At 35.2% G+C, this 22,823-nt stretch carries 17 protein-coding genes; 14 read left to right on the plus strand and 3 right to left on the minus strand.

Translation table 11 applies throughout. From position 1 onward, the window contains the following. The gene (locus BAQ44_RS23545; protein ID WP_249024756.1) at positions 1 to 1,035 is read right to left on the minus strand and encodes a site-specific integrase; all 1,035 of its coding nucleotides are present in this window, start codon (positions 1,033 to 1,035) and stop codon (positions 1 to 3) included. Between the two features lie 322 nt (positions 1,036 to 1,357). Here BAQ44_RS23545 and BAQ44_RS31495 point away from each other — a divergent pair, with 322 nt between their 5' ends. The 5 genes from BAQ44_RS31495 to BAQ44_RS31200 all read left to right on the plus strand — a co-directional run bounded on the left by BAQ44_RS31495 (position 1,358) and on the right by BAQ44_RS31200 (position 5,337). Further along, positions 1,358 to 1,723: a hypothetical protein gene (locus BAQ44_RS31495; RefSeq protein WP_116758404.1), complete on the plus strand. Its 366-nt coding sequence runs from the start codon at positions 1,358 to 1,360 to the stop codon at positions 1,721 to 1,723. A gap of 59 nt (positions 1,724 to 1,782) precedes the next feature. Further along, positions 1,783 to 2,592 carry a toll/interleukin-1 receptor domain-containing protein gene (locus tag BAQ44_RS31300; RefSeq protein ID WP_071724150.1) on the plus strand — a complete coding sequence of 270 codons (810 nt, stop codon included), beginning with the start codon at positions 1,783 to 1,785 and terminating at the stop codon, positions 2,590 to 2,592. A 138-nt stretch (positions 2,593 to 2,730) separates the two neighbouring features. Further along, positions 2,731 to 4,152, plus strand: coding sequence for a KAP family P-loop NTPase fold protein (locus tag BAQ44_RS23560; RefSeq protein WP_084669621.1), 1,422 nt, complete (start codon positions 2,731 to 2,733; stop codon positions 4,150 to 4,152). A 144-nt stretch (positions 4,153 to 4,296) separates the two neighbouring features. After that, on the plus strand, positions 4,297 to 4,467 hold the full coding sequence (locus tag BAQ44_RS31195) for a hypothetical protein (RefSeq protein WP_169833838.1): 171 nt from the start codon (positions 4,297 to 4,299) through the stop codon (positions 4,465 to 4,467). A 630-nt stretch (positions 4,468 to 5,097) separates the two neighbouring features. Next, on the plus strand, positions 5,098 to 5,337 hold the full coding sequence (locus BAQ44_RS31200; protein ID WP_071724151.1) for a hypothetical protein: 240 nt from the start codon (positions 5,098 to 5,100) through the stop codon (positions 5,335 to 5,337). A 673-nt stretch (positions 5,338 to 6,010) separates the two neighbouring features. Here the strand turns inward: BAQ44_RS31200 and BAQ44_RS31205 are convergent. After that, positions 6,011 to 6,184: a hypothetical protein gene (locus tag BAQ44_RS31205; protein WP_001142748.1), complete on the minus strand. Its 174-nt coding sequence runs from the start codon at positions 6,182 to 6,184 to the stop codon at positions 6,011 to 6,013. 330 nt (positions 6,185 to 6,514) lie between these two features. Here BAQ44_RS31205 and BAQ44_RS23580 point away from each other — a divergent pair, with 330 nt between their 5' ends. Further along, positions 6,515 to 6,814 (plus strand): ArsR/SmtB family transcription factor, encoded by a 300-nt coding sequence (locus tag BAQ44_RS23580; protein WP_000214798.1) that lies wholly within the window; start codon positions 6,515 to 6,517, stop codon positions 6,812 to 6,814. Between the two features lie 58 nt (positions 6,815 to 6,872). On the opposite strand, the gene BAQ44_RS23585 is transcribed toward BAQ44_RS23580, so the two are convergent. Beyond that, positions 6,873 to 7,058: a YkvS family protein gene (locus tag BAQ44_RS23585; protein ID WP_061679135.1), complete on the minus strand. Its 186-nt coding sequence runs from the start codon at positions 7,056 to 7,058 to the stop codon at positions 6,873 to 6,875. Positions 7,059 to 7,537: 479 nt separating this feature from the next. Between BAQ44_RS23585 and BAQ44_RS23595 the strand changes: the two genes are divergently transcribed. The 8 genes from BAQ44_RS23595 to BAQ44_RS23630 all read left to right on the plus strand — a co-directional run bounded on the left by BAQ44_RS23595 (position 7,538) and on the right by BAQ44_RS23630 (position 22,790). After that, positions 7,538 to 8,740 (plus strand): L-lactate MFS transporter, encoded by a 1,203-nt coding sequence (locus tag BAQ44_RS23595; protein ID WP_071724153.1) that lies wholly within the window; start codon positions 7,538 to 7,540, stop codon positions 8,738 to 8,740. A gap of 634 nt (positions 8,741 to 9,374) precedes the next feature. Then, positions 9,375 to 10,160, plus strand: coding sequence for a 2,3-dihydro-2,3-dihydroxybenzoate dehydrogenase (dhbA, locus tag BAQ44_RS23600; protein WP_071724154.1), 786 nt, complete (start codon positions 9,375 to 9,377; stop codon positions 10,158 to 10,160). Between the two features lie 25 nt (positions 10,161 to 10,185). Then, on the plus strand, positions 10,186 to 11,385 hold the full coding sequence (dhbC, locus tag BAQ44_RS23605; protein WP_071724156.1) for an isochorismate synthase DhbC: 1,200 nt from the start codon (positions 10,186 to 10,188) through the stop codon (positions 11,383 to 11,385). 12 nt (positions 11,386 to 11,397) lie between these two features. After that, complete coding sequence (locus BAQ44_RS23610; RefSeq protein ID WP_071724160.1) at positions 11,398 to 13,014, plus strand: (2,3-dihydroxybenzoyl)adenylate synthase; 1,617 nt, start codon at positions 11,398 to 11,400, stop codon at positions 13,012 to 13,014. A 30-nt stretch (positions 13,015 to 13,044) separates the two neighbouring features. Continuing rightward, positions 13,045 to 13,938: an isochorismatase gene (gene dhbB, locus BAQ44_RS23615; RefSeq protein ID WP_071724162.1), complete on the plus strand. Its 894-nt coding sequence runs from the start codon at positions 13,045 to 13,047 to the stop codon at positions 13,936 to 13,938. A gap of 31 nt (positions 13,939 to 13,969) precedes the next feature. Beyond that, complete coding sequence (locus tag BAQ44_RS23620) at positions 13,970 to 21,127, plus strand: non-ribosomal peptide synthetase (protein WP_071724164.1); 7,158 nt, start codon at positions 13,970 to 13,972, stop codon at positions 21,125 to 21,127. Next, positions 21,124 to 21,348 carry an MbtH family protein gene (locus tag BAQ44_RS23625; RefSeq protein WP_000184069.1) on the plus strand — a complete coding sequence of 75 codons (225 nt, stop codon included), beginning with the start codon at positions 21,124 to 21,126 and terminating at the stop codon, positions 21,346 to 21,348. Before BAQ44_RS23620 ends, BAQ44_RS23625 begins: the two co-directional genes overlap by 4 nt. Further along, on the plus strand, positions 21,348 to 22,790 hold the full coding sequence (locus BAQ44_RS23630) for an MDR family MFS transporter (protein WP_071724166.1): 1,443 nt from the start codon (positions 21,348 to 21,350) through the stop codon (positions 22,788 to 22,790). Before BAQ44_RS23625 ends, BAQ44_RS23630 begins: the two co-directional genes overlap by 1 nt. The last annotated feature ends 33 nt before the right edge of the window (positions 22,791 to 22,823 follow it).

A 22,823-nucleotide genomic window follows, 5' to 3' on the forward strand; every position in this document is an offset into this window, starting at 1 on the left:
TTATTTCACCATCGATTCTTCCACTAATTTTACATTAACGTTTTGTTGGATTAATAGAGTAGCGTGAGTATGTCGTAGATCATGAACTCGTATTCTAGGTAGTCCAAGTTTTTCGGTTACATTATAAAATGATCTACGTATGCTACGAGAATCTAAAGGTTTTCCATATTTCGAAGGAAGTGCTAAGTCTAAGTCGGTGTATTTATCACCGGCTTTTTCTTTTTCGTACTCAACAAACTTACGGTGAGTTTTTAACTCTTCTATTAAAATCATCGGAATATGAATCGTACGTATACTCGTTTTATTCTTCGCTCCATATTTTAATTCTCCACGCTCAGATAACGTTTGTCTGATGAAAATTCTATTGTTTTCAAAGTTGATATCTTTCCATCGCGGCCCCCAAATTTCACCTTGACGCATTCCAGTAAATATTGCTATTGAAAAGCTAATACGAAATCTCGTAGCGTTCTTCATCGTCTTACTTCCACTCAAAAAGTAATTTACCTGATCCAATGTCCATACTTCCATTTCAGTTTTAGTTATTCTAGGTAAAACAACATCGGTTGCCGGATTATTCTTTATAAGTTTAAGTACTTTTGCTCTTTTTAAAGAGGTTCGTATAAAACTGAAAGTTAAATTTATTGTACCTTTTGAGTAACGATTCTCCTCGATTAACGTGTTGATGTAATGTTGCAGATGCATCGTTGTAATATCTTGAATCCTCAAGTGACCGAGACGAGGTTTTATGATATTTAAGTAGTGCGTGTAATTTGCTCGAAAGGTAGATTTTTGAAGCTGATTTTGCCTTTCTTTAAACCACTGTTCCATAAATGAATCGTATGACATATGAGAAAGCTTAAGAAAATCATCGTTAAGATACTCAGCCTTTAAAAGTGTCATTTCTTCATTTGCTTCGCGTTTAGTAGCGAAACCTCTACGTCTTATTTGTTTACGCTTGCCTGTCATTGGATCTTTAATAGCGAAGACAAAATCCCATTTACCTGTATCCTTATTTTTACTTACTGTACCACTCAATCTTATGCCCTTCTTTAAAAATTCACAAGGAAGAGGTTATATTTTCCAATACCTGTATTCTAAGACTAAAGTCACAAAATGTATAGGGGATATATAGTAGAAAAATGTCAATTAGGTAATCTGTCCTTGAGAAAATACGGTTTATACCATTCTACTAATTAGCCGAATATAGCTAGTTCATGTGACGTGTAACCACATATGACTACTTCCACACATGATTGTAGTTCACACTAACAAGAACTATCTTCCAGCATCATCTATTCAGCGGTACAACGAGCGTAAGCGAAGCTGTCAGGTTTTAAATATTAAGGAGGTGTTATTAATGAATAGTAAATTAGTAAAATTATCGAATGATATTAATGTAATTACCGCGGAAATTAGTGAAATCGCGTGGAGAAAAAATATAAAATTATTAGGTAGGTATAGCGGAGAAATATCGATGAAAGCAGCGGAAGAATACGGAGTGGACAGACGTAATTACAAGCTTCCAGTGCGGAGGGAACGTACGAGAAAAGAAACGTGGCAAACCGATAGGGAAGCGAAGTCTAGGAACGAGGAAAGACGGAAGGCGTATCGAGAGTTTACGAGAGTGCAGGTAATTCATTTTATCATATTAATGGGAGCTAATACAGCTCTCTTTTTTGTTCCCTTCAAAAATGGTAAACTATTCTTTGGAATGAATTTCTAATAGGGATAATACTATATTAGAAATTTATGTATCAAGTGATTTTGCATGGAGGGAATTAGATGGATGTTTTAAGAAAGTTGAAAATGGAAACAAAAGGTATACACGGGTCTATTAGGAAATACACTAGTGATCCGTATATTATGAATGTATTAGAAGAATTGAACAGAGCAGTTGAAGAAAAACACATAGAAGAAACTCTATATTTATTAGAGGCAGTTAATGATTGGTATGAGAAGAATCAATCAGAAATACAATCGAATAGTTACGTATCTAATGGGCAACAGCATATTGATATAGAACAAAAAATAAAAAGTTACATTAATGATTTAAGAAGTTATGAAGGTGAGGTGTTTCAAGTGGAAACTGCTCAAGAGGAGCTTATACAAGAAACAAATAGCACAATACATAAACTATTTATTAGTCACGCATCAGCAGATAAAAAAGTTTGTGATGCGTTTGTTGATTTATTAGAAGAATTAGGAGTCCCCGAGGAGGATATTCTGTATTCGTCATCATCAAGACATGGAATCCCTGGCGGTATGGATATTTTCGAATACCTCAGAAATAATATATCAAGCGGTATAAATGTATATTACATGTTATCGGATAACTATTATAAAAGTGCGTACTGTTTAAATGAGATGGGTGCAGCGTGGGTAACTCAGAACGATTCTTCTACTTTTTTATTGCCGGAATTTACAGTTGGTATAAAAGGTGTTATTGATAGTAGCAAAAAAGCATTTACACTATCTGATCCTGTGGAGTTAATCCAACTTAAAGATAAGATTCTTGCGGAATATGGTGGGAGAATATCTGAAAAGAAATGGGAGGCGGTTAAAAGTAAATTTTTAGAGATTATAAAAGGCTAAACATGGATAGTGTTAACTCTTTCTCTGCGTTATTTATATAGAATAGAAAGACGAGTTGAAGCCACCAGCTCTGGTGGCTTATTTTAGAAGTAAATTATAATATAGATTGGATAATTTTACTATGTTAGGTGGAAAAAAATGATTGATGAATTACATTACTTGCCCCTCAATGATGTAGACAGAGATAGGCTTGGATTTAAAGAGAAGGCTGAAGAAATTGCAGCATTTATTAATGATTTTTCGCCCAATCTACCGTATTGTATCTCTATTAATGGCTCATGGGGAGCTGGGAAGTCAACTATGTTAAATTTTTTAGAAGGTAGTTTAGATAAGGGGAAATGTATTACAGTACGTTTTAACCCTTGGATGGTTTCCGAGAGTGAAGAACTTACTAAAAGTTTATTTGAAGAGATATACCATGCAATGGGAGAAGGAGATTTTCAAACAACTAAAGAAACATTTTTTAAATATGCTGAGAAAATAGTTCCTTCATTGGCAAAGGCAGCGACATATGTTGCATCTCACTTGAGTGGGACAACTCCTGTAGAGGCCACTGCAATATCAAATAGTGCAGGTGAAGCGGTAAAAGGAATAGGTGATTTAGTCTTTGATAAACCTTTGTCCAAAAGAAAAGATGAATTGAATCAAGCAATGGACGTTACAGTTAGAGAAGATAAGCGGAAGATTGTTATTATGATCGATGAATTAGATAGATTATTTCCAGAAGAAGTCATTACTATTTTTCAAATGATAAAATCTAATTTAGACTTACCAGGATTTTTCTTTGTAGTAGCAATGGATCAGGAGGTAGTGTTTGATGCATTGAAGGAAAAAGGAATAAGCAAACCTGAATATTACTTACAAAAGATTTTTCAAAGAAAATATTTAATTAATACGAAATACCAGCTTGAGACATTAACAAATAATTTTATTTCAAAGTCTCTAAATGAAAAAGATGACGAGGCTCATCAAGCGTTAAATGGGGCATTAAAAGCTTATTTTTATGGGAATCTAGATTATTTTGCAATAAAATCTGAACAATATGCTGAGGATTATCATCATTCATATGGAATGGATTGGGCTGTGGTTCAATCTGAACGAAACACGATCATAAAATCGTATTTGAAAATTATTGACTCTTTGGACTTGGATATAAATTTGCATAATCCTAGAACATTTTTGAATTTTTCACAGCTTATATTAGAACGTTGGTCAGATTATTATAAACATGTTTTCGACAGAGAGAAAAAAATTCAGTGTTTTGTGCATGTTTCTTTTTTAATATTCATAGCGCACTGTATTTATCCATCGTTTATAGATCCTAGACATATAAATGGAAGAAAAGATGAAGTAGGTATATCTACTTCTGATAATGAGAATACACCTACTTTTATAAGGAAAATAGATGAACATATCGGCATAATTCTTCCAGATATTTATGAAAAATCAAATAATCGTACCAGAGGGCTTCATAATCCTGAATCTGTCATAGTAACTTCTGTATTGTATTTAAGTAAATTTCCTGATTATGGAATAGTGTACAGCGAGAATGTCAGATGAGTTATAAGGTCTTAAGAAAACAGTAACACTGGTATATAAAAAAACTTAATAACATACTAATTTCTCCTCTTTAGTTATCTATACGTAATAGGAAAACGCTAAGTATCCAACTTTATGTATTATAATCGAAGAGGAGACGTTAATATGGTAGATGGTTATTCAATCGAAATTAAAGACACGGAAGATAAATCGTATTTACTATGCTTCTTCGTATGTAACGAAGTATTAACATTCGCTATATACGAAGAAGCATACGATTACAACTACGAATTTGAAGATACACTATTCGAAGGAATTATTATTTCAGTGATTTAGAGAAGAGTGCAGGAATTAATCGCCTATCTATTTATTATAAACAAGCAAGCTATCACATACACGCAAGTCCTACTGGATTATACAATAGCTTAGGGGATATTCAAGACGAAAGGATACAGAAACATGGATATGTTTTGGGTCCTAGTAACTACGGTTTATCAATACCAGGCCAATTAACTATTATCTCATTAATGCAAATGGCGATTTCTTTATTGTTACTAAACTCAAGCATAGATAGATTAATAAGGGCAACAGTTTTTCGAAAGTCCGAACGTTCCTCTTATTTTGGGAGAATCAAAACTGACATTGATGTCTGATATAGTACGACCTTATTCGGACAGATACAATGGTACGTTCATAATGTGGTGACTTCAGCACATATAGAAGGAAGTGGATTTCGGAAGTCTCCGCCGTCTGATGCATAGCCGTTCGGAACTTTCGGAAGAGGTGTTATATCGGTGCATATTAGAAAAAACTCGTTTTATACATTTTCGAAATTTTCCAATTAATACAGGAACACCCCCCTGACAGACACACGACTTGAAACTTCGACTCTGTGGTAAATAACAAAAATATTAAAGGATTATGATTATTACTAGAGAAGTTATCTATTTGTGAGGAGGTGTTAAAATGTTTATCAAGACGGGGATTCATCGACTGGGTAATTTTAGGGAGAATGAACATGTGGATGCAACAATAGAAAAAAATGGAGAATATTATCATGTTATAGGAAGATATACAGGAGAAAGAAGTGTAAGAATAGTTCGTGATAGTTCTTTACCTGATGATCACGAAAAGTTATACGATGAATTAGAAGAAATTCTTAATAAGAAAGTTAAGGCTGAACAGTTAAAAACAATAGTTAATTAATAATATTCCCGGTACCTATTAATAAAAAGGTCCGGGTTTTTATTTTATATAAGATTGCCTAAATGTTAATGGAAATAAAGAATCAGTAAGAAATAGCCAAATCTATAGAAAGGTCAATGCTAATTATATTTTAATGGCCGTTTAAGTATACTTTTATGAACTATTAATAATTGGTCGATTACTAAGTGTTTAACTGTTCGTTTAATATAAGAAAATTATTTATGAACTTTCATTTATTTAATTCACTGTTATACGTGGTTGTTTTACAATCGGATCAAAAATGATGGAAAGGAAGTAAGAGGAATGGTGGAGACTAGAAAAATCGGTTATGTATAGGAAGAGGTTTGTCAGGATATTATACGCTGGATCTTTACTAGAGTTTACTACAAGTCAGTCGCTCTCTCGTAATTTTTCGTAGTTTATGAACGTTCTTATACAATGTTTATCGGTGTCATCTCACACGTTCAAGAGCTGAAAAACGCAATGCCAGCTGTATTAGAAGTAACGAAGCAGAAGGATGGGTGTAGTCAGACAAGGTTTGTGGTGAAGTAAGTTCCATTGTAATTTAGTCAAAGTATTGTTTGCGATTTTCCTGTATAGAACTTATGAACAAATAAATGTCGCCTCTAAAAAGAGGCGGCATTTATTTGTTATTCAAAATTAAATAATTTACTTACGAGTTATCTGTAGAAGGCGGTGTATTTTCCAATCTATTATAAGTTTTAAAGGCCGAAATTGCCGAGATAACACCACCGACTAAAAATAAAGCAGATCCACCGACCAAAATGATACGACTGACATACGTTTCGCGCGCTTCTTCAACTTCTTCTTGTAACATTGTTGGCATTTGAATTCCTCCTAAACAACATTTATTTTGTAGATAGTATATACAAATGCCTAAAATATGTTAAAATCACTGGATAGTATTATGAGGAAGTATATAGTTACATGTGAATTGTTTGAAAAATCTTCATTATAAATTTATGCTAACTTCACATAGAGCACATATTAACATTGTATTATGTATATGTACCAAATAAATAAAGTGAATTGTATTTCATTCTGTTTTTAAAAATTTGAAATTCTATTATTTTTATATAAAGGTTTCTCGTCGGAGTTTTAAATATTTTGGAAATAGATCTAAATAAGAGAAATTCACATAAAAGGGGAATGTCTTATGACAACATATACGAGTGAAATGAGAAAAAGTTTAGTTTCAGAAGAAGATGTAGATATTTTAAAAATTATGGCTCACCCAATCCGATTACAAATTGTAAATGAATTAAGTACGAGAAAAACTTGTAATGTAACGCAATTAACAGAATTACTAAATATTCCACAATCGACTGTTTCGCAACATTTATCAAAAATGAAAGGTAAAGTGTTACGAGCTGAGAGAAGGGGCTTAGAAATTTATTATCACATTAATAATTTAAAAGCGAGTAAGATTGTAAGTGTTTTAGGATATATAAACTAATGAAATATTTTCATATAAAATAGCCGCTGCTGGTAAGCAGGGGCTATTTTGTGTTGTTTTATGTATTCGTATTTAAAATTTTGTAGTTTTTATGATTTACAATTGTTCGATCAAATTCAAAAGTACCACCGCTTACATCTGTAATTTCAACTAAGACCGATTCAGTATATAGTTTTAGTACAGATCCTGTAATCTTTAAATTATTTCGGTGAAAAAGTATAGTATCCCCTACGTTTGCTTTCATAGTACCTCCTTATTAAAGACAGAATTATTTTTTTATTATATATATTAAACCACGTATAGATATATTAGTGAATATTTAGTTTTGTTTATCAATAAAATATTTTTTATTTTATAAAAAATAAAGTGCATCGTAGTATAAAAATAGTTTTTTTGGTTGTATAGGAAAATCAAAATTTTGTAATCTCGCCATGATATAACTTGAGACATAATTTTTATAAAAAAGATGATAAAACAGCTGTAAGTTGTATGGATGAAAAATATGATAATAGCTATTTACGTATTTAATAATTCGTTTTTTGTATTTCGTCCTTCGTTTTCTGTAACTGATTCCATATTTTTGACGCTCTATCTTGTAAGTGCTTACATAAGCGGTAACATCTTATACAATGAAGGTGTTAAATCAAAAGAGGTGGTCAATATGAACATAAAAAAAGTAAATTTAGCGAACAGCATTGAAATAGAAAGAGGAGGCGGAAAGGTATGAAGAAATCAAATGTTAATCCATGGTTAGTTGTACTTGGCACAGTCATCGTACAAATGGGGCTTGGAACAATATATACATGGAGTTTATTCAATCAGCCTTTAGTTAGTAAATACGGTTGGAGTCTTAACGCAGTAGCTATAACGTTCTCAATTACTAGTCTTTCCTTAGCATTTTCAACTTTATTTGCGAGTAAATTACAAGAAAAATGGGGACTTCGTAAACTTATTATGATAGCTGGACTAGCATTAGGACTAGGATTAGTACTTAGTTCGCAAGCGTCCTCATTAATATTGCTGTATGTACTAGCAGGAGTTGTTGTAGGTTATGCAGATGGTACAGCATATATCACTTCATTATCCAATTTAATAAAGTGGTTTCCAAAGCGTAAAGGTCTAATTGCTGGTATTTCTGTCTCTGCATATGGTTCAGGTAGCTTAATCTTTAAATACGTTAACGCACAGTTAATTGAATCAGTTGGTGTATCACAAGCGTTTATATACTGGGGTTTAATTGTTACAGCTATGATTGTCCTTGGAGCTTGTTTAATCCATCAAGCTGCTGATCAAGGTGCAGTTCATGAGACAAAAACTCACGAATATACAACGAAAGAAATGCTAGGTACAAAACAAGTATACTTATTATTTATTATGTTATTTACATCATGTATGAGTGGCTTATACTTAATTGGTATGGTAAAAGATATTGGTGTTCAACTTGTAGGACTTAACGCAGCAACAGCAGCTAATGCGGTGGCTATGGTTGCAATCTTCAATACATTAGGTCGTATTATTCTAGGACCGTTATCAGATAAAATCGGCCGTTTAAAAATCGTTACTGGTACTTTTGTTGTTATGGCAAGTTCAGTATTAGTTCTAAGTTTCGTAGATTTAAATTACGGTATCTACTTCGTATGTGTAGCAAGTGTAGCATTTTGCTTTGGTGGAAATATCACGATTTTCCCAGCTATCGTTGGTGATTTCTACGGTATGAAAAACCATAGTAAGAACTACGGAATTGTGTATCAAGGATTTGGATTTGGAGCGCTTGCAGGTTCCTTTATCGGTGCACTTCTAGGTGGATTCAAACCAACATTCATGGTGATCGGCGTATTATGTGTCGTATCATTTATTATCGCAATATTAATTCAAGCGCCTAAACAGAAAAAAGAACACGAAGAAGAGTATCGCAGTGTAGCATAAGTATATAAATCTTCTATAACACTATGATTACGAAAAAGCATCCTGTTAAATAGGGTGCTTTTTTGAGTTATTTTAAATAGGTTATATAATTTTTGGAATTTTTTGAGGCGAAAAATGAGTGATATACCTATTTGGATTATATTGGAATATTAAAAAGTGATACATTATATTCGAACTACTTATTAAATCTTAAATTATAAACACGACATACATCAATAATTGCAAGATATATTTTCTCGATATTTTCAGAAAAATGTTGAGAAAATATATACTCGATTTTTTGGTAAGGCTTTGTAAATGAGGGTATCTACAGTTTATCTTCTTTAATTTTACAAAGAGGAGTAGGAATTAAATATTTAATGTACGTGCTTATTAATACTTTTAGATGTAATTGCATTGAGAAGCACTAAAATGTTTTGTCTGAAAAATAAAAATAGGTTGACAAGTTTATTGAGAAAGATTATCATTTCGGTGTAAGAATATTAAATGAAAAACATTATCAATGAATAATATTTTGATGAAAAGTACACTTGACCAATTAGTTTAGTAAGTGTATTATTTTTTACATTGATAATGATAATCATTATCGTAATTTGTTTAATTAGATTAATTTTTAAATGAAAGGATAGAGGAAATGAACTTAGGGGAATTTGATGGGAAAACGGTTTTAGTAACAGGTGCAGCCCAAGGTATAGGTAGTGTTGTTGCCAAAATGTTTTTAGAAAGAGGAGCTACAGTTATTGCGGTTGATCAAAATGAAGAGGGGTTAAATGTTCTCTTAAATGAAAATGAATTAAAGGAAACACACATGAAAACGTTTCGTATAGATGTGAGTGATAGTACCGCAGTTGAAGATATCGTAAACGGTATTGAAAATGATATAGCACCGATAAATATATTAGTTAATGTTGCAGGGGTTTTACGTATGGGAGCGATTCACTCTTTAAGTGATGAAGATTGGAATAAAACATTCTCTGTAAATTCTACAGGCGTTTTCTATATGTCCCGAGCAGTAAGTAAACGTATGATGCAAAGAAAGTCAGGGGCAATTGTTACAGTTGGTTCAAATGCAGCAAATACCCCGAGAATGGATATGGCTGCGTATGCGGCATCCAAAGCTGCAACGACGATGTTTATGAAGTGTTTAGGATTAGAACTTGCAGCATATAACATTCGCTGTAACTTAGTTTCCCCAGGTTCAACTGAAACTGAAATGCAAAGGTTACTATGGGCTGATGAGAATGGAGCAAAAAATATCATTGCTGGTTCTCAAAGTACATATAGACTCGGTATACCATTACAAAAAATTGCACAGCCTTCAGAAGTTGCCGAAGCGGTATTGTTTTTAGCGTCAGATAAAGCAAGCCACATTACAATGCACAATTTATGTGTCGATGGCGGAGCTACATTAGGCGTTTAATAAAAAAATAGGGGGCTATTATATCATGAATGAACTTACGGCTGTAAAGGAACTGTCAGAAAAACTTTTAGAAGATTATAAGACTGAATCTTCATTCTTTTTTGCTTCACCTACTCGAACAATATTGACAGAAGGAGAGTTTACTACAGTAAAGCATCGTGAAATTGAAAGTTTTCCAGAACTAGTACAGGCAGTATTACGTAATGCAAAACAAGCTGGAAATCCGAATCCAATCGTTGTTGGTGCTTTGCCATTTGATCGTAGAAAAGAAGTTCAACTTATCGTACCAGAATATAGCAGAATATCTGAACGATTACAATTAGATACAACAAATCAGCTTGAAACAAATGAGAACTTAACATTTGAAATGACACCTGTACCAGATCCTGAAGTGTATATGAATGGTGTGAAGCAAGGAATTGAAAAAATACAAGACGGAGATTTAAAGAAAATCGTTCTATCCAGATCATTAGATGTTAAATCTTCCGAAAAGATTAATAAGCAAAAGCTTCTTCGAGAATTAGCAGAGCATAATAAGCACGGTTATACATTTGCTGTTAATGTACCGAAAGATGAAAACGAGAAGAATAAGACTTTAATTGGAGCAAGTCCTGAGTTACTCGTTTCACGTAATGGTATGCAAGTTATTTCTAATCCGTTAGCTGGTTCAAGACCGCGTAGTGATGATCCAGTTGAAGATAAAAGAAGAGCAGAGGAATTACTTTCTTCTCCAAAAGATTTACATGAACATGCGGTAGTAGTAGAAGCGGTAGCTGCTGCGCTTCGTCCATACTGTCACACATTACATGTTCCAGAAAAACCATCCGTTATTCATAGTGAAGCGATGTGGCATTTGTCTACTGAAGTGAAAGGTGAACTAAAGGATCCGAATACTACTTCTTTGGAATTAGCAATTGCACTTCATCCTACGCCAGCAGTTTGCGGGACGCCTATGGAAGAAGCGAGAGAGGCGATTCAAAAAATTGAGCCATTTGACCGTGAATTTTTTACAGGAATGCTAGGTTGGAGCGATTTAAATGGAGATGGTGAATGGATTGTTACAATTCGCTGTGCTGAAGTGCAAGAAAAAACCCTTCGATTATTTGCAGGAGCGGGAGTTGTCGCTGAGTCAAAACCAGAAGATGAGTTAGCAGAAACATCAGCTAAGTTTCAAACAATGCTGAAGGCTCTAGGGTTAAGTGATAATTCATTGAATGAAAAATAGGGGGAAGAAAGAATGTTGACAGGTTATACAAAATGGCCAAAAGAATTTGCTAATCGCTATCGAGAAGAAGGGTGTTGGCTTGGTGAAACATTTGGCGGGGTGTTAAGAGAGCGTGCTGAAAAATATGGAGATCAAATTGCGGTTGTAAGTGGTAATACGCATGTAACGTATAGTGAGCTTGATAAAAAAGTAGATCGCTTAGCGTCAGGTTTACTGAATTTAGGAATAAAACAAGAGGATCGAGTTGTAATCCAATTACCTAACGTTATCGAGTTTTTCGAAATGTGTTTTGCGCTATTTCGAATTGGAGCACTTCCTGTCTTTGCACTACCTTCACATCGAAGCAGTGAAATTAGTTATTTTTGTGAGTTTGGTGAGGCGAATGCTTACGTTATTTCAGATAAGGCTCTCGGCTTTGATTATCGAAAACTAGCAAGAGAAGTGAAAGAGAAAGTGTCAACTTTACAACATGTAATTGTAGTGGGAGAAGAAGAGGAGTTTATGAACATAAGTGATCTGTATGTAGATTCTATTCCATTACCAGAAGTTCAGCCAAGTGATGTTGCGTTTCTCCAATTGTCAGGAGGGACAACAGGACTTTCTAAATTAATTCCTAGAACACATGATGACTATATTTATAGTTTACGTGTTAGCGCTGAAATTTGTAATTTGAATACGGATAGCGTCTATATGGCAGTTCTTCCAGTAGCGCACAATTACCCAATGAGTTCTCCAGGGACATTTGGAACTTTCTATGCGGGTGGAAAAGTAGTGCTAGCAACTGGAGGTAGTCCAGATGAGGCATTTGCTCTAATAGAAAAAGAAAAAGTCACGATTACCGCGCTCGTTCCGCCATTAGCAATGATCTGGCTTGATGCTGCATCTTCTCGTAATAACGATTTATCGAGCCTAGAAGTGATTCAAGTTGGTGGTGCGAAATTTGGCGCCGAAGTTGCGAAACGTATACGTCCTACATTTGGATGTACGTTACAGCAAGTGTTCGGTATGGCAGAAGGATTAGTAAATTACACAAGATTAAATGATCCAGAAGAAATCATCATTCATACGCAAGGTAGACCGATGTCTACATACGACGAAGTAAGGGTTGTCGATGAAAATGATAACGATGTAAAAGTTGGTGAAGTAGGAAGTTTATTAACAAGAGGACCATATACAATTCGTGGTTATTATAAAGCGGAAGAGCATAATGAAAGGTCATTTACTGAAGATGGATTTTATCGTACAGGAGATCTTGTGAAAGTAAATGAACAAGGTTACATCATTGTAGAAGGTAGGGATAAAGATCAAATTAACCGTGGTGGTGAGAAAGTTGCTGCGGAAGAAGTTGAAAATCATCTATTAGCACATGATGCAGTACATGATGTAGCAATTGTATCAATGCCTGACGAGTATTTAGGGGAACGTACTTGTGCATTTGTTATAGCTCGCGGACAAGCCCCGACAGTAAGTGAATTAAAAATGTTTTTAAGAGAACGCGGTATAGCAGCTTATAAGATTCCGGATCGAATTGAATTTATTGAATCATTCCCGCAAACAGGTGTTGGAAAGGTAAGCAAAAAAGAGTTACGTAAAGTCATTGCTGAAAAACTTATTACGATAAAACGATAAAGAATATAAAAATTGGAAGGAAGTGATTAGATGGCTATCCCATCTATTTCAGTATACAAAATGCCAGTTGAATCAGAACTACCAAAAAATAAAGTGAATTGGACGCCAGATCCGAAACGTGCGGTTCTTCTAATCCATGACATGCAAGAATATTTTCTTGATGCATATAGCGATAAAGAATCACCGAAAGTAGAACTCATTTCAAATATTAAGGTGATAAGAGAAAGATGTAAGGAACTTGGTATCCCAGTTGTTTATACAGCTCAGCCAGGTGGACAAACGTTAGAACAACGAGGGTTATTACAAGACTTCTGGGGTGATGGTATTCCTGCTGGACCAGATAAAAAGAAAATTGTGGATGAACTTACTCCTGATGAGAATGATATATTCTTAACGAAATGGAGATATAGTGCATTTAAAAAGACAAATCTATTAGAAATTTTAAATGAGCAAGGAAGAGATCAACTTATTATTTGCGGTATTTATGCGCATATTGGCTGCCTTTTAACAGCTTGTGAAGCGTTTATGGATGGTATAGAGCCTTTCTTTGTAGCAGATGCAGTTGCTGATTTTTCATTAGAGCATCATAAACAAGCATTACAGTATGCATCTAATAGATGTGCAGTGACGACATCAACCAACTTACTGTTAAAAGATTTACAAAATGTAAAAGACGATAAGAGTGAAGGGATCACTTTACAGGAAGTACATGAACTAGTTGCACAATTACTTCGTGAACCAGTAGAAAGTGTTGAGACTGATGAAGATTTATTAAATAGAGGACTTGATTCGGTCAGAATTATGAGTTTAGTAGAGAAGTGGCGTCGTGAAGGAAAAGAAATCACTTTTGCGGATTTAGCAGAGAGCCCAACTGTTGTTGATTGGTACCGTTTATTATCTCCGCAAACAGAACATGTACTTTAATATAGACTACATAATAAAGGGGTAGTAAAGAATGCCTAATAGTCAAAAGGTTCGTCATTCGTTATCATCTGCGCAGACTGGTATGTGGTTTGCACAGCAATTAGATCCGCTCAATCCGATTTATAATACTGGGGAGTATGTTGAAATAAGCGGAAATGTTAATCAAGAAATTTTCGAATTAGCAGTACGTAAAGTTGTAACAGAAGCAGAAGCATTACATGTTCGTTTCGAAGAGGATGAGATGGGCCCATGGCAAGTTATTGAAGAATTACAGTTTCATATGCATTTTATTGACGCTCGTAAAGAAGAAAATCCTGAAAAAGCTGCTAAAGTATGGATGAAAAATGATTTATCTATGCCAGTCGATTTGAAAACAGATACATTATTTACTGAAGCACTTATTCAAGTTGAAAATAATCGTTTCTTTTGGTATCAGCGCATCCATCACATTGTGATGGATGGCTATGGATTTTCACTTCTTAGCCAAAAGGTAGCGAAAGAGTATACATCACTTATAGAAGAAATAAATAAGAATGAAAAGCCATTTGGTTCTATTTCAAAAATTGTACAAGAAGATATTGAGTATCAGGAGTCTAAACAAATTCAGGAAGATCGTACTTTTTGGTTAGAGAAGTTTGCAGATGAACCAGAAGTTGTAAGTTTAGCAGAACGAGCGCCGAGAACATCAAATGGATTTTTACGGGAAACAGCTTATTTATCCAAATCTAGTACGAAAACTTTACTAGAAGATATTAATGTTTCGTTAACAAGTTGGCCAGAATTTATTGTCGCTGTAACGAGTATTTATATGCATAAATTAACAGGTGCAAATGATATTGTTTTAGGTTTACCTATGATGGGGCGTCTCGGTTCTGCATCTATTTATACACCGAGTATGGTAATGAATTTAGTACCACTTCGTCTCACTGTAACTCCAAATATAACGCTTGCGGAATTATTACAGCAAGTTTCTAAAGAAATTCGAGACGTACGTCGTCATCATAAATATCGTCATGAGGAATTAAGAAGAGACTTAAAGTTACTAGGTGAAAATCATAGGTTATTCGGGCCGTTAGTGAATGTAATGCCTTTTGATTATGGGCTTAACTTTGCTGGAAATCGTGGAATTACACATAATTTATCAGCAGGACCTGTCGATGATTTATCGATAAATGTTTATAAACGTTTCGATAAAAATGAGTTAATGATTCATTTTGATGCGAATCCGGAAGTATATAATGAAGCTGAACTAGCGTTACATAAAGAGAGATTTATGAAGTTATTAGAATTAGTGATAAATGATGATCAAAAAGACGAGTCGATTGGAAATATAAACATTACTCTTCCTGAAGAAAATCATAAAGTTCTAATGGAATGGAATGAAACTAAAGAAGCTGCAGAGTTAATCTCTTTACCTATATTATTTGAAAAACAAGTACAAAAAAATCCAAATAAAATAGCGGTTACGTGTAACGGAGTAGACTTTACGTATAATGAGCTAAATGAACGAGTAAATGAACTGGCGCACTATTTAGTAGAGGAAGGAATAGGGTCAAATCAGTTCGTAGCTTTAGTGTTTCCAAGGTCAATAGAAATGGTAGTTAGTATGCTAGCAGTTTTAAAGACTGGTGCAGCGTATTTACCGATAGATCCAGAATATCCAGCTGAGCGAATCAATTATATTGTAAATGATGCAAAACCAGTGTGTATCATCACACATTCATCTGTTTCATCTGCTTTAGTTATTGAAAATGATATGAAAAAAATCGAATTAGATCGCGAAGAAACAGAACTAGCGTTAAAAGCATATTCTCATATGAATCTACCATTTAGGAAAGATGAATCACTTTTAAAGCCTGCGTATGCAATTTACACTTCAGGATCAACGGGAAATCCAAAAGGTGTAATTGTTCCTATGGGAGCTTTAAGTAACTTTTTATTGTCTATGGACGATATGTTTTCATTAAATGAAAACGATCATTTAGTAGCAGTTACAACGTTTGCGTTTGATATTTCTGCACTAGAAATTTATTTACCTCTTATTAGTGGTGCAAGTTTAACAATCGCACAAAAAGAAGTAATTCAAGAACCTGCTGTGTTAACGGCATTGTTGCAAGAAGAAAGAGCGACAATTATGCAAGCTACACCGACCCTTTGGCAGGCGTTAGTAATTGAATATCCAGATAGACTACAAGGGCTAAAAGTGCTCGTTGGTGGTGAAGCACTTCCAGCTCATTTAGCAAATACATTAAAAGAATTAGGTTGCTCTATTACAAACTTATATGGACCTACTGAAACGACTATTTGGTCTACTTTCAAGAACATCGACGAAAATGAAATGGGTATACCTCCTATTGGAAAACCGATTTGGAGTACAGATGTATATGTATTAGATGCAGGATTACAACCAGTACCACCTGGAGTAATTGGCGAACTATATATTGCTGGAGAAGGACTTGCGAACGGCTATTTAGGAAAACCAGAGTTAACGGCTGAACGATTTGTTGCAAATCCTTTTGGAGAACGAGGGAAGCGCATGTACCGCACAGGTGATCTTGTGAAATGGCGTAACGATGGTGTGCTGGAATACGTGAGCCGAGCAGATCATCAAATAAAAATCCGTGGTTTCCGAATTGAATTAGCTGAAATTGAAATGGTATTACAACGACATGAAAATATTAAACAAGCAGTAGTAATGGTACGAGAAGATCGCCCAAATGATAAACGAATTATTGCGTATATCGTTGCTGAACAGAAGGATACAATTAACTTTGCAGAAATTCGTTCTTATGTTTCAGAAAGTTTAGCGAATTATATGGTACCTTCAGCGTTTGTGTTGTTAGAAGGATTACCATTAACACCAAATGGAAAGGTTGATAGAAAGAAATTACCAGCTCCTGATTTTAATGAAATGAATAAGGAGAGAGTTGCTAGAAATCCGAAGGAAGAAATATTATGTGATTTATTTGCAGAAGTACTTGGTGTTTCTCGTATTAGCATTGATGATAATTTCTTTGAAATGGGAGGCCATTCGCTTCTCGCATCTCGTTTAATGGCAAGAATTCGTGAAACGTTAAGTGTCGAATTAGGAATTGGAAAACTATTTGAATCGCCAACTGTTGCAGAACTAGCGAAACAATTAGACCGAGCAAAATGTGCAAGACCAGCTATTAAGAAAGTAAGTAGACCAAATGAAGTTCCACTTTCATTTGCGCAGCGTAGGTTATGGTTCTTAAATTGTTTAGAAGGTCCAAGCCCTACTTATAATATTCCGTTAGTCATTCGTTTATCTGGAAAGTTGAACGAAGAAGCATTGCAAGGTGCCTTTTACGATGTAGTTGAGAAACATGAAACGCTTAGAACGATTTTCCCTAACGTATTAGGGAGTTCCTATCAGAAAATTTTAGATATGGAAAATTTAAATTTAGAAATGATTATAACAAGAACGTGTAAAGATGAATTAGAAAGTGTGCTTGCAGAGGCGGTAAGATATAGCTTTAGCCTCGATGTTGAACCAGCAGTTCGTTTGCAACTATTTACAGTGAATGAAAACGAACATGTATTACTCATACTATTGCACCATATTGTAGGAGATGGTTGGTCATTACAACCGTTAACGAGGGATTTTACAGCGGCGTATAAAGCTCGATGTCAAGGTGACAAAGTACAGCTGGAGACACTTCCAGTTCAATACGCAGATTATGCACTTTGGCAACAGCAATTGCTAGGTGATGAAGCTACACGAGAGAGTCTCATTTCAACACAATTAGATTTTTGGAAACAAGAGCTAAAGGGTTTACCAGATCAATTGGAGTTACCTACAGATTACCAGCGTCCAATTGAAACGAGTTACCGAGGAGAAACAATTCATTTTCAAATAGATGCAGTTATGCATAATAGGTTAGTAGAGCTTGCACGGAAAAACGGGGTTAGTTTGTTTATGGTGTTACAAGCAGGACTTAGTGCACTATTTACAAGGTTAGGCGCAGGTACTGATATACCAATTGGAAGTCCGATTGCTGGAAGAAATGACGATGCACTATCAAATATAGTTGGGTTATTTGTAAATACATTAGTGTTACGTACAAATACATCAGGAGATCCAAGTTTTAAAGAACTATTGAATAGAGTGAAGCAAGTAAATCTTGCAGCTTATGAAAATCAAGATGTTCCATTCGAACGACTTGTTGAAGTATTAAACCCAGTACGTACTCGAAATAGTCATCCGCTGTTTCAAGTTATGTTAGCCTTTCAAAATACGCCAGAAGCAACCTTTGATGCTCCGGATATAGAAGCGAACCTTGAAATTCAAAGCGTCGGCTCTGCGAAATTTGATCTAACATTTGAAATTAGCGAGAGTAACGGAGTTGATGGTACTCCAAATGGCTTACACGGATTGTTAGAGTTTAGTACTGATTTATATAAACGTGAAACGATTCAAAAATTAATAGAAAGATACATTCTGTTATTAGACGATGCGGCGAAAAATCAGGATCAATCAATTGGTAGATTAGAAATATTAACTTTAGCAGAGAAAAATACAGTGTTAGAAAAGTGGAATGGTGGTTTTCAAATTGTACCAGAAATGACATTACCACAATTATTTGAAAAACAGGCTTATATAAATCCGAATTCTATTGCTGTCGTCTTTGAAGATGAAAAATTAACTTATGAAGAATTGAATAAAAAAGCGAATAAAATAGCTCGATTGCTAATAGCAAAAGGAGTCGGTCCTGATCAACTTGTTGCATTAGCAATGCCGAGATCTTTAAATATGGTTGTGAGTTTACTTGCGGTTCTTAAAGCAGGAGCAGGTTATCTTCCATTAGATCCAGATTACCCGTCTGAACGTATTTCATTTATGCTCCACGATGCGAAACCATCATGTGTTTTAACAAATTTAGATGTGGAAATTGAATGTGATGAGGAACTGAAAATTTTAGTCGATGATGAAAAAGTAATAAAAGAAATAGTGAAATATAGTGAAGATAATATTGATGAAATGGAGCGCATGAAGCCACTATCGCCTTCACATATTGCTTACGTTATTTATACATCAGGCTCAACAGGTAGACCGAAAGGCGTTATGATACCTCATCAAAACGTAGTAAGACTCTTAGGAGCGACGGATCATTGGTTCCAATTTGACGCGAACGATGTTTGGACGATGTTCCATTCATACGCTTTTGATTTCTCGGTTTGGGAAATTTGGGGACCTTTATTATATGGAGGGCGTCTAGTCGTAGTACCACATACTGTAAGTCGCTCGCCGAAAGAATTTTTACAACTTCTTGTTAAGGAAAAGGTTACTGTATTAAACCAAACTCCATCAGCGTTCTATCAATTGATGCAAGCGGATCGTGAAAATGAAGAAATTGGTCAAAGATTATCTTTACGATATGTTGTTTTTGGAGGAGAAGCACTTGAGTTAAGTCGATTAGAAGATTGGTATAGTCGACATCCTCATAACGCACCAAAGCTTATTAATATGTACGGTATTACAGAGACGACAGTACATGTTAGTTATATTGAGTTAGATGAGAATATTGTTTCTTTACGCGCGAATAGTTTAATTGGTTGCAGTATACCAGACCTTAAAGTATACGTATTAGACAACTATTTACAACCAGTGCCACCTGGAGTAGTGGGAGAAATGTATGTTGCAGGTGCTGGGCTTGCTCGTGGTTATTTAGGAAGAGCGGGCTTAACTGCAGAACGCTTTATCGCAGATCCATTTGGTAAGTCAGGTACAAGAATGTATCGTACAGGAGACTTAGCGCGTTGGCGTAAAGATGGGACGCTAGATTATATAGGGCGTGCAGATCACCAAATAAAAATTCGTGGATTCCGAATTGAATTAGGAGAAATAGAAGCGGTCATAATGAAACATCCTAAAGTTGAGCAATTAGCCGTAATTGTACGGGAAGATCAACCAGGGGATAAACGGTTGGTTTCATATATTGTCGCATCTAATCATGAAATGATTGATACGAATGAAATGCGTCAATATGCTGGAGGTAGTTTACCAGATTACATGGTTCCATACGCTTTTGTAGTAGTAAATGAGTTACCTTTAACTCCAAACGGTAAATTAGATAGAAAGGCATTGCCAGCTCCAGAATTTATCGCATCATCTTCTAGTCGTGGACCAAGAACACCGCAAGAAGAAATGTTATGTGACTTATTTACAGAGATTTTAAGTGTACCTCAAATTGGAATTGATGACGGATTCTTTGATCTTGGTGGTCATTCACTTCTTGCAGTGCAGCTTATGAGCCGAATTAAAGAAGCACTTGGAGTGGAACTAAATATTGGAACTTTATTTGCAGCACCTACTGTTGCAGGGCTTGCGGAAAGACTTGAAATGGGAAATGGTCAAAGTGCACTTGATGTGTTGCTTCCATTACGAGCAAGCGGAGAGCAATTACCACTATTTTGTGTACACCCAGCAGGTGGATTAAGTTGGTGCTATGCAGGACTTATGAAATCTTTAGGAACAGATTATCCAATCTATGGTGTTCAAGCACGTGGTATCGCTAAAAATGAAGAACTTCCAAAAAGTTTAGAGGAGATGGCGGCGGATTATTTAAAACACGTTCGTGAAGTACAGCCTCACGGACCATATCGGTTACTCGGTTGGTCACTTGGAGGAAATGTTGTTCATGCAATGGCAGCGCAACTACAAAATGAAGGAGAAGAAGTAGAATTACTCGTTATGCTGGATTCTTATCCTGGACACTTCTTACCGAATACGGAAGCACCTACTGAAGAAGAAGCATTAATCGCATTACTTGCTTTAGGTGGATATGATCCAGATAATATGGATGGAAAACCACTTACGATGGAAAGTGCAGTTGAAATACTTCGTAAAGATGGAAGTGCATTAGCAAGTCTTGAAGAAGAGACGATTTTGAATTTGAAAGAAACATATGTGAATTCAGTAGGATTGTTAGGGAAATATGTACCGAAAGTTTATAACGGAGATATTTTATTCTTTAGATCTACTGTTATACCAGACTGGTTTGATCCTATTTCTTCAAATACGTGGTTAAATTATTTAGACGGAGAAATTGTGCAGCACGATATTGATTGTAGACATAAAGATTTATGTCAGCCGGGTCCGCTTACAGAAATCGGACAAGTACTGGCGAAATACTTGCAGGAAAAGAAAGGGGTAAGTAAAGTATGACGAATCCATTTGAAAATGATAATTACACATATAAAGTATTAAAAAATGAGGAGGGCCAGTATTCTCTCTGGCCTGTCTTTCTTGATGTACCTATTGGCTGGAATGTCGTACATGAAGAGGCTAGTAGGAATGATTGTTTACAATATGTTGAAAATAACTGGGAAGATTTGAATCCAAAAAGTAATCAAGTTGGCGAAAAAATATTAGTAGGAAAACGATAATGAAGGAAAAAATAAATCCGAAAGTAGTTGTAAGTATCGTATATATAACAGCGATGTTTATGGCTGCGATGGATGCAACAATTGTGAATGTAGCACTGCAAACGATAAGTAAAGAATTACAAGTTCCTCCATCTGCTATGGGGACAGTTAATGTTGGGTATTTAGTTAGCTTAGCTGTTTTCCTTCCTATTTCTGGTTGGTTAGGAGATCGCTTCGGTACGAAAAGAGTATTTCTAACCGCTCTTTTCGTATTTACAACTGCGTCTGCATTATGCGGTGTAGCGAACGATATTACTTCATTGAATATTTTTCGTATCATGCAAGGTGCTGGTGGGGGGCTTTTAACACCGGTGGGGATGGCGATGTTATTCCGAACATTTTCATCAGAGGAAAGGCCGAAAATTTCACGGTTTATTGTGTTGCCAATTGCTGTCGCACCGGCAGTAGGACCAATTATTGGTGGTTTCTTTGTAGATCAAATGTCTTGGCGCTGGGCATTTTATATTAATGTACCGTTTGGAATCGTAGCGTTACTATTCGGTCTACTATTTTTAAAAGAGCATATTGAAAAATCAGCTGGTCGCTTTGATTCTCTCGGTTTTGTTCTTTCAGCACCAGGATTTGCGATGCTAATCTATGCACTTAGCCAAGGTCCATCAAAAGGCTGGGTTTCTCCAGAGATTATAAGTACTGGAATAGCTGGGATTATATTCATTACATTGTTTATCATCGTTGAACTTAAAGTACAGCAACCGATGTTAGATTTACGCTTATTAAAAGAACCAGTCTTTAGAAAAATGAGTCTAATTTCATTGTTTTCATCTGCCGGTTTACTAGGCATGCTATTTGTTTTTCCACTTATGTATCAAAATGTAATAGGAGTTTCCGCACTGGAATCAGGTCTTACGACATTCCCAGAGGCGATTGGATTAATGATATCGTCACAGATTGTGCCATGGTCATATAAGAAATTAGGAGCTCGCAAAGTAATTTCTATTGGATTAGCTTGTACCGCGGTTATCTTTGTGTTATTAAGTTTTGTAAATCACGATACAAATCCTTGGCAAATACGGGCATTATTGTTTGGTATCGGTATTTTCTTAGGTCAGTCTGTCGGTGCAGTTCAATTTTCTGCATTTAACAATATAACGCCACCTTCTATGGGAAGAGCAACAACTATATTCAATGTGCAAAATCGATTAGGATCTGCAATAGGAGTTGCTGTATTAGCTAGCATATTATCTGGGTTTGGAAGTAATGAAATACAGAATAATGCACAGGCAGATTTCTTGCCTTATCAAGCTGCATTAATTGGATCAGCAATCTTTTTACTCGTAGCATTACTATTTTCTTTACGTATTTCTGATAAAGAGATAATGTCAAAGAAGAAAAAAAAGCCGTTACCTGTATTACAAAAAGAGAAAGAAGTTGTAAACGAATAAGTTATAGAATAATAATACTCTTTTGAAATAAAA

Source organism: Bacillus mobilis (assembly GCF_001884045.1).
Taxonomy (GTDB): domain Bacteria; phylum Bacillota; class Bacilli; order Bacillales; family Bacillaceae_G; genus Bacillus_A; species Bacillus_A mobilis.